At 29.7% G+C, this 17,255-nt stretch carries 13 protein-coding genes; 3 read left to right on the top strand and 10 right to left on the bottom strand.

The window, feature by feature from the left end; genetic code table 11:
* Nucleotides 1-135: 135 nt before the first annotated feature.
* Nucleotides 136-1,284, top strand: a complete 1,149-nt coding sequence (locus tag Q0912_RS02875) for a glycosyltransferase (protein ID WP_299111809.1) — start codon at nt 136-138, stop codon at nt 1,282-1,284.
* On the opposite strand, the gene Q0912_RS02870 is transcribed toward Q0912_RS02875, so the two are convergent.
* The 6 genes from Q0912_RS02870 to Q0912_RS02845 all read right to left on the bottom strand — a co-directional run bounded on the left by Q0912_RS02870 (nt 1,281) and on the right by Q0912_RS02845 (nt 8,741).
* Nucleotides 1,281-2,570, bottom strand: a complete 1,290-nt coding sequence (locus Q0912_RS02870; protein WP_299111806.1) for an O-antigen translocase — start codon at nt 2,568-2,570, stop codon at nt 1,281-1,283. The two genes, Q0912_RS02875 and Q0912_RS02870, sit on opposite strands and share 4 nt — an antisense overlap.
* Before the next feature lie 11 nt (nt 2,571-2,581).
* The gene (locus Q0912_RS02865; RefSeq protein WP_299111803.1) at nt 2,582-3,889 is read right to left on the bottom strand and encodes an O-antigen translocase; all 1,308 of its coding nucleotides are present in this window, start codon (nt 3,887-3,889) and stop codon (nt 2,582-2,584) included.
* Nucleotides 3,890-4,993 carry a DegT/DnrJ/EryC1/StrS family aminotransferase gene (locus Q0912_RS02860; RefSeq protein WP_299111800.1) on the bottom strand — a complete coding sequence of 368 codons (1,104 nt, stop codon included), beginning with the start codon at nt 4,991-4,993 and terminating at the stop codon, nt 3,890-3,892. It abuts the gene before it with no gap.
* Complete coding sequence (locus Q0912_RS02855) at nt 4,990-5,862, bottom strand: GNAT family N-acetyltransferase (RefSeq protein ID WP_299111797.1); 873 nt, start codon at nt 5,860-5,862, stop codon at nt 4,990-4,992. Before Q0912_RS02855 ends, Q0912_RS02860 begins: the two co-directional genes overlap by 4 nt.
* 170 nt (nt 5,863-6,032) lie before the next feature.
* Nucleotides 6,033-6,986, bottom strand: a complete 954-nt coding sequence (locus Q0912_RS02850) for a glycosyltransferase family 2 protein (RefSeq protein WP_299111794.1) — start codon at nt 6,984-6,986, stop codon at nt 6,033-6,035.
* Between the two features lie 51 nt (nt 6,987-7,037).
* Nucleotides 7,038-8,741 carry a hypothetical protein gene (locus Q0912_RS02845; protein WP_299111791.1) on the bottom strand — a complete coding sequence of 568 codons (1,704 nt, stop codon included), beginning with the start codon at nt 8,739-8,741 and terminating at the stop codon, nt 7,038-7,040.
* 297 nt (nt 8,742-9,038) lie between these two features.
* Between Q0912_RS02845 and Q0912_RS02840 the strand changes: the two genes are divergently transcribed.
* Together Q0912_RS02840 and Q0912_RS02835 are read left to right on the top strand one after the other, a co-directional pair.
* Nucleotides 9,039-10,217: a hypothetical protein gene (locus tag Q0912_RS02840; RefSeq protein ID WP_299111789.1), complete on the top strand. Its 1,179-nt coding sequence runs from the start codon at nt 9,039-9,041 to the stop codon at nt 10,215-10,217.
* Nucleotides 10,201-11,352 (top strand): glycosyltransferase family 2 protein, encoded by a 1,152-nt coding sequence (locus Q0912_RS02835; protein ID WP_299111787.1) that lies wholly within the window; start codon nt 10,201-10,203, stop codon nt 11,350-11,352. The genes Q0912_RS02840 and Q0912_RS02835 overlap by 17 nt, the downstream gene beginning before the upstream one ends.
* On the opposite strand, the gene Q0912_RS02830 is transcribed toward Q0912_RS02835, so the two are convergent.
* Genes Q0912_RS02830 through Q0912_RS02815 form a run of 4 tightly spaced genes read right to left on the bottom strand, consistent with a single transcriptional unit; the run spans nt 11,353 to nt 17,235 of the window.
* On the bottom strand, nt 11,353-12,843 hold the full coding sequence (locus Q0912_RS02830; RefSeq protein ID WP_299111784.1) for a sulfatase-like hydrolase/transferase: 1,491 nt from the start codon (nt 12,841-12,843) through the stop codon (nt 11,353-11,355).
* A gap of 7 nt (nt 12,844-12,850) precedes the next feature.
* Nucleotides 12,851-14,335: a hypothetical protein gene (locus Q0912_RS02825; RefSeq protein WP_299111782.1), complete on the bottom strand. Its 1,485-nt coding sequence runs from the start codon at nt 14,333-14,335 to the stop codon at nt 12,851-12,853.
* A 12-nt stretch (nt 14,336-14,347) separates the two neighbouring features.
* On the bottom strand, nt 14,348-15,838 hold the full coding sequence (locus Q0912_RS02820; RefSeq protein ID WP_299111781.1) for a hypothetical protein: 1,491 nt from the start codon (nt 15,836-15,838) through the stop codon (nt 14,348-14,350).
* A gap of 5 nt (nt 15,839-15,843) precedes the next feature.
* Nucleotides 15,844-17,235, bottom strand: a complete 1,392-nt coding sequence (locus Q0912_RS02815) for a class I SAM-dependent methyltransferase (RefSeq protein WP_299111779.1) — start codon at nt 17,233-17,235, stop codon at nt 15,844-15,846.
* Nucleotides 17,236-17,255 lie beyond the last annotated feature (20 nt).

Here is a 17,255-nt window from a genome sequence, read left to right as displayed (position 1 = left end):
TTAAATAAAAAAATCATATACTTTTGAAAACAAATGTAACGATATAAATGAAACATCCCCTTTGTAATACAAACGTTAAACTTAATTATAAATGGGACGTTACACACGCCTTTTAAAAAGTAACATAAATATAGTATGAATATTTTATTGGTTGGTGAATATAGCAGACTTCATAACTCGTTAAAAGAGGGTTTGGTAAAACTCAATCATAATGTTACTATCGTTGCAACTTATGATGGCTTTAAGAAATATGATGTCGATTTATTAATTGAAAAAAAATATCAAAAAGGGGTAAAGAAAAAGATAAAAAACCTGCTTTATAAACTAACAGGTTTTGATCTCGAATCTTTTAATATAAAACAACAAATACAGCAATTACATTCACAGCTTGGTGGTTACGATGTTTTACAGTTTATAAATGAGGCACCTTTTGGTTGTACTGTTAAAGTTGAAACTCAAATTTTTGATTTCATCGCATCTCGAAACAATAATGCTTATCTTTTATCTTGTGGCACAGACTACATTAGTGTTAATTATGCTAATGATAAAGATTTAAGATACTCCATACTTACGCCTTACAAAAACAATAAGGATAAAACTCATATCAATGCTTATGGTCTAAAATTTCTAAAACCCAAATTTAGAGCATTACACTATCATATTTATGATAAAATAAATGGTGTTATTGCTTCAGATATAGACTACCATTTGCCTTTAGAAAATCATCCAAAGTATTTAGGCTTAATTCCAAACCCAATAAATATCGACAGCTTAAATTTTGAGGAACTAAAAATTACAGACAAAATCATTATTTTTCATGGTATCAATATTCAAAATTATTATAAAAAAGGAAACGATATTTTTGAAAAAGCCTTAGACATTATTAAGCAAAAATATTCGGATAAGATAAAAGTTATAACGGTAAAAAATTTACCCTATTCAGAATATATTAAAGCCTATAACCTATCCCATATTTTATTAGATCAGATCTATGCTTACGACCAAGGTTATAATGCTTTAGAAGCTATGGCAAAAGGCAAAGTTGTTTTCACAGGTGCAGAAAAAGAATGGTTAAAACATTATAATGTCAAAGAAGACACTATTGTTATTAATGCTTTACCAGATGCAGTAAGTATTGTTGAAAAATTAGAATGGTTGATTAAAAACCCTGGTAAAATTATTGAAATATCGAAAAATGCCAGACAATTTGTAGAAGAACACCATCATTATATACAGTCTGCCAAACACTATTTAAATATCTGGAAAAGCCACAACAAAGTTTAAACAGTTTTTGATGGTTTATTACTGTAATACGCTCTAACAACAAAAACTACAATAATGAAGTAAATTATATAACGTACCAGATGTGCTATAACAACTCCTTCTGTCCCATAATACTGTATAAATATTTTAGTTAAAACGAAGAACAACACCAATGAAATGACTTCAGTAATTACAAAGCTTTTCACTAACCGTTTGGCTAAAAACTGATGTGCTAGCACCAGAGCACAAAGTCGTATAAAATCTCCTAATAATTGCCACTTAAACAATGGCTCCATTCCAACAAAATTTGGGTAAATAATATCAATAATCAGGTTTCTAAGTAAGTATACCAAGAGCATTCCTAATCCAAAAATTGGTAAGATCGTTTTGTAGATACTTAAAACTTCATTTTTAAATTCGTGCTTATCATGAATATTGGCAAATTTTGGGATGACATATAATGTAAATAATCCCGTTGCAAATACCATATAATTCTTAGAGATAAATGTTATAGCTGTCCAGTAACCAGCTTCATTAACATTAATTTGATTGGTCACTGTTGTTCTAATATTAATTTCTATATAATTCAATAAAAACGCAGATGCAAAGGACATCAATGTAAAAGCCAAAAGCTTATTCTTATAATTAAGGTTTAGTTTTAAATTTTTAAAATTTATATATGCTTTTAGTGTTTTCCCAAACACAAACCATAGAACAACTAACTGTATAATCGGAGCAACAGCAATAGCAACAATAACACCTTCAAGGTTTGATGTGTATAATCCTACTAGAATCGCTACTGTAGCTAAGAGGTAACTTATCAATTCTATCTTAGCATATTTTTTATAGTCCGAAAGTCCACTTACCACACCATTAATTACTCTATTTAAAGCAATAAAAGGCACTATAACTGCCAGTAACTTAAATGCATAAACAAAATCGTCTGATTTAAAAAGGTAATTAGAGAAATAGCTAGAACCAAAAAATAAAACTAATGCAGAAATTAAAGAGCCAAGAATAAAAAAAACCGCTGCTGTAGAGAAAAGTTTAGCTAATTCGGGTTTGTCTTCTTTGTATTCTGCAACATATTTTACAACACCACTAAAGATTCCCAAAGTTGATGTACTGGTGAGCATTACCATTGCATTACGAATTTGCCCAATACTAGCAATACCAGCTTCACCAACTGTAATTGCCAAAAGACGTTGTATAAAAACAGATACTATAAGTCTAATGGTAATAACTACAGCATTAAGAGATGTGATTTTAAGGACGGTATTACCACTAAGAAATTTTGGCAGCTTCACTTTTTAGTTATTTAATAATCATCTACTCCTTCTTCATTCAACACTCCAAACAAAGAACTTCCAAAGATTAGTAATATTATGCAGAAGTGCATAAAATAGCTTAAACAGTGCCCCATAACAGCACCTTTTAACCCAAAGATATCTATTAAATAGATACTAGACATATACATAATAACAAACAAAAAGATCTCAATAATTATAAAATGAGCAAACATTTTCTTTGCTAAAAACTTATATGCAATAACCATGGACATTACACGCATAAAATCACCAAGAATTTGGTAACCAAATAAATTTTCAATTGGTCTAAACTCTTCTGTAAATAAAAGGTTTACTAATAATCCCCTACTTAAATAAATAACACCCAAAATAACAGCAAATATTGGTAATACTGTTTTATAGAAACTAAAGACTTCTTTTCTAAATTCCTTGTGCGAATCTATTTCGGCAAAACGCGGCAAAATATACAATGCCATTAATGAATTAATAAACATTAAATAATAATCCGAAACACGAGTAACAGCCGTCCAGTAACCTGCTTCTTTTATTCCTATTTCAGAGATGAGATAGTTTCTTATAATTATATAAACGATCGGTAAAGCGATTGATGATACCAAAGCCATAATCATAAAAGGACTAAGGTTTCTGAGTACAGAAAATTTGATATTGGTAATTTTTATATACGACATCAAATTTTTTCTAAACGCAATACCAACTATAGTAATTAAAAGATTTAAAGCTGGTGTTATTACTACAGCAATTAAGGCTCCATCTATTTTTTCTTGCCATATTAAAATTATGGTAACTAAAAGCCCTAAAATCTGGCTAATTATATTTATAATTAATAGAATTTTGAACTTAGAAAAACCATTCATTATCGAAAACACAAACATGTTTAAGGCATAGAAAGGCAAAACTATGGCCAATGTTTCTATAATATAAGTATAGTTATTGTTTAGAAATATTAAACTATTGATGTATTCAGCATTATAATAACATATAAATGCCAGCAGAATTGATGAGAAAAACCCAAAATAAAATACCGTTGATAATGTACTAGTCAGCTCAGCTATATTATTCTTACACCTTCCTATGAGCTTTACAACACCATTATATAGACCAGCAATAGCTATAGATTGTATAGTGCTCAAAAAATTTCTAACATTACCTATCAAGGCCATACCTTCTGGCCCAACAAAAATGGCAATAAACTTTGAAATAATTACACCTGCAATAATCTTAATACTAATATTAGCAGTATTTAAATTAGCGGCTTTTACTAAAACCTCATTATTTATATAATGAAAAAATTTTCTCAATTAATAGGAATTTATAACTTCAATAACTGTTTTTATTTGTTGATCAGTCATTACTGGACTGATAGGCAAACTTATGATTCTTTCTTGAATTTGTTCTGTTATAGGCAATTTTAAGTGAGAAAAACGATGAAGAGCATTTTGTTTGTGTGGAGCAATCGGATAATGAATTAACCATTCTATATTATGCTTATCTAAAAATTTTATAAAGTCTAATCTATCTTCTACTTCTATAACAAAAGCATAAAACACATGGTTATGCAAGCCATCATAAAATGGTAATTTTAGTTTTGGGTTGCAAATATCTTCTAAATACTGTTTAGCAACAGCTCTTCTTTTTTCGTTATCAGTATCTAAATACTTTAGCTTAATGCTTAAAAAAGCTGCTTGTAGGTCGTCTAATCTACTGTTATAGCCAATAATCTCATTTTTGTACTTTTCTGTACTTCCATAATTTCTTAATAGAGAAATAGCTTCAAATAATTCTGAATCATTAGTTGTTACTGCGCCACCATCACCAAGAGCCCCCAAATTTTTACTCGGATAAAAACTAAATGCTGCCGCATCACCCATATTACCAGCTCTTAAATTTTGGTATTTTACTTTAGCCCCATGAGCTTGAGCAGCATCCTCAATCAATAATAAATTATTGTCTTTAGACAATTGTATTAGTTGTTCTACATCAGCCAATTGCCCATAAAGATGTACCATAATTATCGCTTTCACATTTACAGTTAGTGCTTTCTTAACATGCTTTAATGAAAGATTATAAGTGTCTGGATTAGGTTCTACTAAAACAGGCTCAAGCTCCGCATGTAATACGGATAAAATCGTTGCGATAAATGTATTGGCTGGGACAATAACCTTGTCTCCCTTTTTAAGTTTTCCTGTTTGAACATAGCCCTTTAAAATTAACGTAAGCGCATCTAATCCATTGGCAGTACCTAAACAATATGATGTGCCACAGTACTGGGCAAATTCATTTTCAAATTTTAAAACATTTGAACCTAAAATATAATTTGAAATATCTAAAGATTTAGAAAAAGCGGTTTCTAACTTCTTTCGAAATCGGTTATTAATTTTATATAAGTCTAAAAACTTAATCATACAAATATGCCATCTAATAGTTTATAGTTATCAGTCTTAATCTTATAAAATCCCTGAGTGATTGATCGTGCCCCAAAACCTTCTTTCCAAAATTGAAGTCCTTTGTTTACTTTTTGACCAGCTTCAATATTTGAGGTTCCAAAACTACAATAAGTCTTATCCTTAAAAGTAACATCTAACAAATGTGCATGAAGAAAATCTAAACTTCCTAATTCGTTTTTATTCGTATTTCCCGATATATACTGACAATGTGCTACATTACTGGTTTCAAAAATTGTAGTCCCACCTACAATTTTATCATTGTAAAACACATTGAATTGTCTTACATTTTCTGGAAATCTCGATTTCAAAAGGTTAATTTCTTTTAAGCTATGTACGGGTTGTACTCCATGTTTAGACTTTAGGTTAGGGATTAATAGCTCTTTCCAAAATAAATCAAAGCTATTAGATTCCTTAACAATTAAACCATGCTTATGGCCTCTTTTAAGACCTTCTTTTCTACTACTAGAGTAGGATTTAAAATTTAGGTCTACAACAGAATGCATATCTGTTCTCAATAACTCAGCGTTGACCTTAAAATACAAATAGGACATTGCATTATTTGTGACGTTATGAAGATAAATCCCTGGCAACTCTTTTATAATTAAACTATCTATTTTCTTTTCACTAAGAAACTTTAAAACAGTCTTAAAAATTTGAATACCGTCCTCAGATTTTAAATTCTTGTTATTTATAAACCCACCATAACTTAAGCCTTGATGCGAAAATACTTCACCATTAACTTTATTCGCTGGTAACAGAGCTATTAACTTATCATTTTTATAAATCATTAAAGAATGATCCTGAAATCTATCGTTATGATAATCCATAAAATCACGCAAGAACAAAAAAGTGTCCTGATTGCTTTTTAAAACAAAATTATCCCAAGAAACTTTGTCTGAAGACTGATATGTTTTAGCTACGTAAATAGGGTGGAAATTTTAGAATTCAATTGGTGTGAAAGTACAAATTTTAAAACACTTCATTAAACGAGATTGGTTTAGGATTTATTATCTATATCACAGTCAATATTAGTAGCGTCTATGATATAAAGTGGTCGTCCTTTTACATTAGTGTTTATTCTACTTATATACTCACCTATTACACCAATAGATAATAATTGAATCCCACCAATAAATGCGGCACTGATTATTAAAGATGTCCAACCTGTAATAGTTTCTTTAAGTACATAATGAGAAAATATAGCATAAATAATTACTAAGAACGAAAAGATAGATATCACAAAACCTAAGCGGCTAACATATAACAACGGCTTATCAGAAAAACCAGTAATACCATCAAATGCTAAGCGAAACATCTTACTATACGAATAACCGCTCTCTCCATGCTTTCTGGTTTCTCTGTTAAACAAAACATTGGTTTGTTTAAAGCCTAGCCATGCAATTTGTGCTCTTAAGAATTTGTTTTGCTCTGGCATGTTGTTAATGGCATTCACCACTTTTTTTGATATTAGCCTAAAATCCCCAGCGTCTAGAGGAATTTCGAAGGACACCCATCGCTTTAATAACCTGTAATAAAGTTTTGCCGTTAATTTTTTAAGAAAAGATTCGCCCTTTCGTTTTTTTCGCTTTGCGTAAACAACATCAAAACCTTCTCTATACTTAGCATATAATTCTGAAATTAATTCTGGTGGGTCTTGTAAATCAGAATCTATAATAACTGTACATTTTGCATTACAATACTCTAAACCAGCAGAAACTGCAATTTGATGTCCAAAATTTCTACTCAGATTGAGGTAAAATACTTTAGGATTATTCTCAGCAAAAGCTAATATTTTGACAAAAGAATCATCATTACTACCATCATTTACAAAAATAATTTGATACTTATTTGAAATAGACTCCAAAGTTTTTGTTAGTCTATTGTATAGTTCTGAAAGGTTTCCTTCCTCATTATAGACGGGGACTATTATTGATATATCATTTTCTAACATAGACTTTAATTAAGATTACTACTAATATAAGCGAAATGATTTGACCGTATTTTAATTCTTTGATGCATAAATATTAAAGTAAGCGTTACTCCACACAATTTTATAATTATTTCTATTTAAAAAAGAGTTAATAACTGTATTGCGTTCATTGCTATGAAAATTAGTATTCTCCTTATTAGTTGACATATAATCGTTAATAGGTTCAGAGAATTTATAGATTGTTTCGAATTTTTGTTGTAACACAATCGGTAATTCTTCTATTTCCTGTTCTGCCTTGGTTAGCTTTTTTTCAAAAGAATTATAATCATATATCCAAACCCAAGGATTATACATGTAAGGCTTGGTTTCTGTTAAAAAATGTACCATTGGTATTCTATCGTAGACCATTAAATAGTCATTAGGCTTTACAAATTTTTGTAAGTTAAATAATAGGTCATTAATGATTTTTGCCCGTCTTTCTGAGGTATATATACCTCTGGCTTTGTTACTTTTTATAACAAACCTTTTATCAAATCTACTACCTGGATCAAAATACGTTTGCTGTGGAATTTTGTATGCCTTTAAAACTAAAAAAGCTATAATTACAGACCATAAGTAAGTTTTGTAGTTAAAATCCTTGAAGCTTCTATGTAAAATTAGCTTTTGATTGATTAAATAGAAGAATAGCGGTAAACCAATCCAAATAGCCATAAAACCACTGTTTTTTATACCGCCAGCAGAACCAAGTGATAATGTAATTAAAACCAAGAAAGACATACAACTGATAAGCTTTACTTGATAAGGTACTTGCTTAAAAAACATAAGCACAATGCTTGCAAACAAGCATAAACTATATATTGGGTAGATATTACCTGTATTAAACCAAATAAAGAATAAAACAGTTGCAATAACAACAGTTATAATTGATAATATTTTTTTTTCAATAGGAAGGTATTGCAATACAATTAGACCCAAAGAAATAAACAACCATTTTGTAAAGGCAATAACAATTGAGATGTAATTATAAATTGGTGCCCTAAATATATCTGCAAAATTATGGGAACTGTCTTCAGTATTTCCTAAATCAACTATGGTTAAGAGTGCATTTTTCATCACCTCAGCTTGACCAAAAGCTAGCAAAATCATATAGATAAATAGATATCCTAATACAGAACCAAATACAAAAACACTTACAGGTCTTATTGACTTTGTAATCGTCTTATTTTTAACATAATAAGAATAAGGTATAGCTAAAATAAGGATATATAAAACAGCATTTGGCACTCTGGTAAACACCGTAAAACTTAAAATAAAACCTGCCAAGATATACTGTAGCTTACTGTGATTTAATATAGCTTTATTAAGAATATAAATAATTACAACAGCTAATAAAGCCGTAAGTTGATTGTGATAAAACGTTAAAAATCCATAATCGTTAACAAACAAAACCATAACAAGTGAAAGGAGCAAAAAGTATTGAGAAATATACTTCTCTAATAGCCTGTATGTTAAATAGAAGGCTAATGTATTAACAATAATTGCTAAAAATCTAAACCATAAAATTCCGCCATCTTCGAATAACTTGTACCATACACCACCAACAAAGCCAGAGAACCAATACAAAAAATTATATTCAACACTTTCTGGATTAGAAAATATCTGTTGATAGAAAGTTAAAACAAAACCATCATCACAAACATCAAAACCTTGAAACGCCATTAATAATTGCATAAGTATTACAATTATTATAGTAATATTAAGTCTTGATAATTTCAAAATTCTATTGTTTTTATAGCGTATGAAGATAAATAAATGCTTTGTATGAAGTCCATTGAATTAAAAGAAAATTAGTAAAAAATTAAATCGGTAGTTTTAATAACAACACTGACATGTTACTAAATAGTTTTCCTATTTTTACATCAACCACATGAAGGCATCTCAATGTTTAAAATTGACTTTAAAAATTTAAGTACTTCAGCATATATTTTGTTTTTAACGTACATAAGTGTATTCATTTTTTGCATACTCACTGAACCTATTTATTCACCTGACACTTACAGTTACTTAAGAGCAATGCCATACAGACAAATGGGCTATGTGTTTTTTCTTAAAGTCTTTACCATAATGTTTGGGTCTTTTTACGATGTTGCTGTTGTTGGTTTTCATACCGCTTTTAGTTTGTTTGGTGTACATTATTTTTTTACTAAGGTTTCAAGGGTATTTCAACTAAACAGATTACTGCAATTACCTTTACTTGTTATTTTATTATTTCCATTTTTTCCACCATTGAGCATTGCCAACAACCTTTGCTCAGAAGGTTTAGGGTTTGGTTTATATCTTATGTTCATTGCCATTGGTATGGATATATTATTTAATAATAAACATCAGAACTTTAAATATTACCTCGTTGTTTACTTGGCTTTGGTTTCTGTGAGAAGCCAATTTATTTTTTCAACCTTAATATTTGCTGGCACTTATTTTATGATGTATCGAAAAGAGCTGCTCCAAAAAAAGCATAGTCTAAATATTTTAGCTTTTGTCAGCATAATGTTTGTCGCTAGTATTACCGAACGCACTTACCACAAAGTCAAAGATGGTTTCTTTAAACCTACACCTTTAGGCTATACTAGTGCCGCAACAGCACCAATTTATCTTTCTAACAAATCTGACTATAAGCTCATAAAAAATGAAGATTATAGAAAAGTTTTTAAAATAAGTTACGATAGTCTTATCAAAAAAGATTTATTGACAAAACCTGAATACACCACAAAAGAGACCTATAAATTTTTTCATGACAACTTACCAAAAATTTGCAATCAGACTGTTAGAGAAGTTGGCAAAGCGTATTATTCTAACAAACCTACACCTAAAGATTGGAGCGAAAACCAAGCTAACTCTTATATATTTTTTGAAACGGAAGCAGCATGTAAGGAGTATACTAAAGTCCTAATATTAAATAACTTAAATGAATGGCTAAAACTCTATTATGCTAACATTACTTATGGATTTAAATCTCAACTTCTACTATGGTTTGTAGCTCTAATATTTTTCTATAGTTTGATTAAAACTTTTCTAAACTCTAAAAAAGAATATGCCATCATATTTCTTTTATCATCGCTTATATTATCTAATGCTATGTTTATAGCATTTGCAGTACACTCTATACAACGTTATTTATTCTATAATTATGCTTTAATATTTTTATTGTTTCTTAGCACCTACAACATTTTACGACGTGGACAAAAATCTTGAACTTTCCATTGTAATGCCATGCCTCAATGAGGCAGAAACTTTGGCTATTTGTATTAAAAAAGCGCAATCCTTTTATATTAAACACAAAGTTAATGGCGAAATAGTTATTGCTGATAATGGTAGTACAGATGGTTCTATTGAGATCGCAAAATCACTAAACGCTAGTATTGTCCATGCTGATAAAAAAGGATATGGCAGTGCACTAAAAGCTGGTATTGCAGCTGCTAGTGGCACTTATATTATTATGGGAGATGCAGATGATAGTTACGACTTTAGCGACCTTATGCCTTATCTCAATAAATTACGTGATGGTTTCGATTTAGTTATGGGAAATCGATTTAAAGGAGGAATAGAAAAAAGTGCTATGCCTTTTTTACACAAATACCTGGGGAATCCTGTATTATCCTTTATTGGTCGCTTATTTTTTAAGATTAAAATAGGTGATTTTCATTGTGGCCTAAGAGGGTTCTCTAAAGCAGCTTATAATAAAATGAACCTAAAAACTTCGGGTATGGAATTTGCTTCCGAAATGGTTGTGAAATCTAAGTTGAACAATCTTTCTATTACAGAAGTCCCAACAACTTTAAAAAAAGATGGAAGAACAAGACCACCACACCTTAATACCTGGAGTGATGGTTGGAGGCATTTAAGGTTTCTAATGCTTTATGCACCTAATTGGTTATTTCTGTATCCTGGTATTTTATTAGCTTTAATTGGATTTTTATTATCAACCTTATTGGTTATTAAACCATTAAAAATTAATGGTTTAACTCTAGATGTTCATACACTACTCTATGCTTCGTCTTTTTTATTGGTCGGTTTTCAGTTTATTATTTTTTATGGGCTTACAAAGATTTTTGCTGTTGAGAATGAATTACTTCCAAAGTCTAACCGTTACAATAAGCTTTTCAAAATTATTAATCTCGAAAGAGGGCTAGTTATTGGTTTTATGGCCTTGTGTATTGGATTATTTTTAAGCTTCAAAGGTTTATCGGTTTGGAGCGACACTAACTTTGGAACATTAGATACAGGCACAACATTGCGTCTGGTTATACCTGCCATTACTTTATCACAATTAGGTATTCAAACCATATTATTTAGCCTGTTTTTTAGTGTTTTAGGGTTGAAAAAATAGTTATAGCATATAAAACTCTTTAAGTATCACCTGATCATCTTCATTTATATATTCATAGATACCATCAGAAACTCCATGTCTTAAAACCTTATAGCTCACATCCGCTTCAAGATGTTCTAAGTAAGCATTGTTTTTAGACAAGTAGGTAAAAAGCAAGCGAAAAACATTTACTGAGGTTTTAAATTTATCATTAAAACTGGGGATATTGTTATTAGGCCAATGTATAGATAACTGACTGCTATAAATTGAATATATTAAATCTCTATCTTTAGTCATCGCATCTGCTTCACTGGCATAATTAAAACCTACATAGCCACCATGGTCTGAAGCAATTATAACTAAAGCATTATTATCGTGCTTCTTTATTAACTCTATTGTAGATCTAAGTATTGTATTTGCTTCTTCAAGATTTTTAAGCCACTCTTGTCGCTCAATATCTTTATCATTACTAGAATTTTTCTTTTTACTCTTAATATGCCATGGCTTTAGTAATTGAATAAAAACAAATTTTGGTTGCTTTGTAGCATCAGAAATCGTAGATTTTAAATCTGTGCTTATATCTATTGGTTTAGCAATTCCCGGACTTATATAAGGAAAATCCCCATAAGTAAGATTACAGTAATCATAACCCATTTTTGGCCTGTTAAACATCATATAGCCTGTCTGCGTTATAAAATGAGTACTATAACCGTTGTTTTTAAATATCTCTAAGACAGGGTTTTTAGAAACAATCATATTTCGTGCATTGTATAATTCGAAATTAGAAATGCGTTTATTATAATAATGATGTTTCATCATAAAAAATGACGAATTAGACGATAAGGTTGTTGAATAGTTACTTCTAAAATTAGGGTAATGTGTAAAGTTATTTTTATTCAAGAAGGCTTCAAATTCTGAGTTATCATAATTGTAATACCCTTTATAGATTTCAAAAAAATTAGCATAACCATCTGGTTGAATAACATATACATTTGGTTTGGTTTTAAATTTCACCTTAATAATATCATCTGGTTGATTTTGCCAAGCATTAGATATGCTCGTGTTTGTATAAATTGTATGTACCAAACTAAACACGCTAACAAAAGCCAACAAATATTGTAATAATACAAGGCGTTTAAGATGCTTTTTTAGATACAAAGCAAATAAAACAGCAATTAATACTATCAAAACCGTTTTTTTTCGTTGCGGACCAGAATAGGTAATAATTTTAATAAGAAATAAAAAGGTAAATACATTAAGCATTGCTATAACAAGTAAGCTATATTGAGCTTTATTTAACCTTTTTAATCCCCAATTTATAGCATTAAAAACTAAAGATGGTAATACCAGAAAGCTTAATACAAAAAACACTAAATGTTCAAAAGAATTAACAATAGAAAAGTTCTTAGAATAAACATAAATCATTGGATATAAACCCGCAGCTAATGCAACTAAAGTTGGATTTAATTTATCATTTTTTAAATAATCAATGACTTTGTTACGTAGGCTCATTTTAATATCAGTTACTCAATTTATTAAATGCTGGCTGTCCAGAATTATCAATATACTCATACACACCTTTAGGTGCTTTCTTTTTAATAGTTATGTAGCTCTTATCATCTTCTAAATATTGAAGATAAGTTTCGTTTTGGCTTAAATGTGCAAACAAAACTCTGAATAGATTAACATTGCTTTTTAATTGATCATCAAATTTTGGAGCACCATTATTAGACCACTTAATAGCTAGTAATGATGAAAATACTGATTTTTTGAGGGCTGAATTCTCTAGTTTAGAATATACATCTTCAGCAGATTCTAAACCAACATAACCACCATGGTCAGAGACCAACACAATGATTCCTTCTTTATCGTTACTTGTAATCGTCTCTATAACTTGTTTTAACCAATTATTACTTTCTTCTAAACGTTCTAAATAAGCTTTACGCTCACCTTCTACACCTCTGCTTTTAGATTTTAAATTTTCAATATGAGTTGGTAATATTTTTTCTATGAAAAAAAAGTTGTGAGTAGTTTTATTCTTAGTCATTAAATATTCTAAAGTATCTAACGGAAATTTGCCTTTCCATTTATTACCAATGTAAGACATAGAACTATAATCGTAATTGATAACATCGATTTCTTTTTTAGGCCTGTTAATGATAATGTAAGGAAACCCCAAAAGCATAAAGGTTTTATAACCGTTGTTTTTTAAGATCTTTACTGTGTTATTATCTCCCGCTAAGCCTTTACGATAATCATATTGTGTTTCATTAGCACCAACAGATTTCATATAATAATGATGCTTCATAGCAAACATTGAAGCGTTAGACGTAAGGGTAGAAAAATAATTGCTTCTGTTATTGTCATATATTGTAAATTCATTGGATTCTAAATATCTTTTAAACTCAGAATTATCATAATTATAAGGTGCTTTTTCCAGCTCATTAAAATTGGTATAACCATCGGGTTGAATCACATAAATATTAGGTGTTTCTTTTAATACTACTTTGTCAATAGTATCTGGCAGTAGCATCCAATCATTAGAATAGTTATAATAACTAAACAACTTAGGCAGAAATAAGACTAGAGTAACAAGTGTCATTAAAAATTGAATTAATATCAACTTTTTATAATACTTATGTAGAACAAACATTAGCAATAATGCTAAAAGCCCCATAATTAAGAGGTGTTTTTTAGTTAATCCATAAGTTACAAATAGTAACAGGTTTGAAAAAACAAAAATATTTAAACCAGTAAAAATATGGCCTTTATAGCTTTTTAATATAGAAAACCGTTTTACCAGAAATGAAGCTATGTAAAAAACTATAATAGGAAGAATAATAAAAACTATAAGAAACCACATTAACTGAGGCCAAGAGTTCACCATTAGAAAATTAGTATTGTAATAATGAATCAATGGATAAAAGCCAGCAGCAAGTGCATAAGTTGTTGGGCGTAGCCTATCGCTTTTTGAAAATTTATGAATATTTCTTCTTATGTCCATCAGCATAGAATTCTACTTAATTCTTTTAAAAACAGTTGTTCCTTTTTTATCTATATACTCGTAAACTCCTGTTGGCGCACCTTCTCTAATAGTAATATAACTTTTGTTTTCTTGTAAGTGAAATAAGTAATCTTCATTTTCGCTTAAATAGGTAAATAAAACTCTAAAAAGGTTAACTGAAGATTTTAGTTCTTTATGATAAGTAGGAACAGAATCATTTGGCCATTTTATCGCCAATAGTGACGAAAAAATTGAATTAATAAGTAATGGATTATCTGTCTTACGGAGTTTTTCCCGGTAAAAATTAAAACCGACAAAACCACCATGATCAGCAGCTATAATGATAAGACCATTGGGATCTTCTTTAGTAATAAAATCTACCAATTCCTTAAGCCACAAATTAGCTTTCTCTATTCGCTCCATATATAAATTACGTTCATTTTGTACAGAGCTCTCAGAATTATAATTTGTTGTAATATGACTTGGTAACATAGATTCAATAAAGAAGAAGTTAGAAGTGGATGCATTATTTTTAATTGCCTGTTTCGTATCTTTCATTAGGTCTGTTTTACCAGAAAAGCCTCTATTAAGGTAAGAAACATCATCCATAGAGATATTACAATAATCAAAATCAATATTAGGTCTATTAGATAACAGATAAGGAACTTGCAACATTAAAAATGTTTTGTAATTATTATGCTTTAGAGTTCTTAGTACTGGATTACTTTCTACTATTTCATTTCGCTTATTATGCCTTGGGTTAATTCCTAATGTTGTATTACCATAATAATGGTGTTTCATACCAAATAAAGCACTATTAGAGCCTAAAGTGGAAGAATAATTACTTCTGTACTCATCATAAATTATAAAATTTTTCGATTTTAAGTAAACTTCAAATTTATTGTTATTATAATTATGAATAGAATCTCTAAATGTTGAGAAGCTGATATAACCATCAGGTTGAATCACATAAATATTTGGTCTTTTTTTAAATGCGGCTAATTCAATTTTATCTGGTTGCTCCATCCATTCCTTAGTGTATGTTATTTCCCTATAAAAATCCGGTATCAATTTTGGTAATACCATAAGGATTAGAATACACTGAATAACTATTATTTTTTTTAAATGCGCTTTTAAAACATAACCAATAGTAACACCTATGATTAAAGCTAAAAACAATTTAAATATGTCAAAACCGTATAGGCTAATTACTACGGTTAATAAAAAACAGCTTAAATTAAATATAGGGAGTAAATAAGGTCTTAACGTATTGATTTTTTCACTTTGCTTAAATAAAAAATTCAATAAATAGAATAAAACAAGAGGGCTAAGAATATAAATTGTTACCAGATAAATAAACTGTGATTTTGAATTGCTTAATGCATAATTCTTATCGTAATAATATAACAATGCATATATACTTGCCGCCAAAATCGCAATAACGGGATGTGTTTTGTCTTCATTTAAGAAATTGCGAAACTTCTTGGTTAAAACTTTGAACATATATTCTAAGTGTTCAGATTCTTATGCTTTAAAAGTAATAATACACGTTCAGAATCTTTTATTGCTTTTTGTTCTATAATCTCAAATACTTCTGAGTAAGCCTCAATGAAATTGTCAAAATTATAAAAGTCGAAATAATCCTTAAAATCTGCTTTACTGTTTAACAAACGTTGCACCCATGAATCGTTTCGCTTAGGAAACTCAATCACCAGATATTTTGAGAAACCACTAAAAAACTCAGCAGATCTTTGAAATGGCACATTACCTGACAGCGAAATATGATGTATTACAGCAAGCGCAAATGTTATATCTGGTGCAAATACTTTAATTCTATCTAAAAAAGAATCGCGCTCTTGATTATTTAATCCTATAGCAGGTGATGGGGAGAGAACATCTAAAACAAATGGTAGCATAGATGTTTCTTTATTAAGCCTCATGGTTTTAAAATTAAAATCGACCGCATTATTATCTATATCGCTAACCAAAGCCAATTCAACATCATCCTGAAGCTTCCTTACAAATGTACCATCATTACCTCCAACGTCAATTAAAGTATTGGGATTAACCTCACCTACCCATTGATTAATGATTAATGACTTTTCATCAAATGCTTTGTTGGTATAGTTTGTTTTGTCATAGTAATTTCCCCATTCAGACTTTTCTTTAAGCTCAAGCTTTTTAATATAATCGTACAGGCTTTTAATAATATTAAGCTGACCTTTTTTAGATAATGATGCCACTTTAGCTTCTCCCTTATAATCTTCATTATGCCTATCTTCTAATTTCGCAAGTAAATGAATATTGGAATATAGTAATGGACTCAATTTTGTTTTAGCTGGCAACATAGAACTTATCTGTTTCACAGGTATACCGTCTATAAAGCTGGCCAATAACTTTAACTGTTGTGCGCCATGATAATGAGCCAAAAGCATTGGGCCAAAAAAGTGTGTAATAAACTGTTTATAGGCTCTCCAGGGAGAGTTTTCCGTATAAAAATCAAAAGATAAGGTATCAATAAAAACAGCCTTACCCTTATGGAAAGTAACATTAAAAGCTGAAGCATCCTTTAATGAAAACCCATTTTCCAAACTATATTTCTGAAGTCTTAAAGTCAGCAGTGCCGCTTCCTTATACATGTTAAAACTCCACTCATAAGGATAAGTTATAAAGGGAATCTTTTCGGCCTTGATGATAATTTCTTTTTCAGATTTAGAAATTTCTTCATGTCTAATCAACACTTCATTTTTAAACAAATTCTTATAAAAGCCACTTTCAGTTAGTGCTTTGTATTGTTTAAAATAGATAGGATTAATGGTTCTTTTCACATCGCCATTTTCGACAAAAATATAACCTGAAGGATCTCTAAAAGAAGCAGAATGAGCGTTTTTTGCTTGCACTTAATTTTTGGTTTACTATA

Origin of the sequence: uncultured Winogradskyella sp. (assembly GCF_947498345.1) — a bacterium.
Lineage (GTDB): Bacteria > Bacteroidota > Bacteroidia > Flavobacteriales > Flavobacteriaceae > Winogradskyella.
This window is presented reverse-complemented; position numbering and strand designations above follow the sequence as displayed.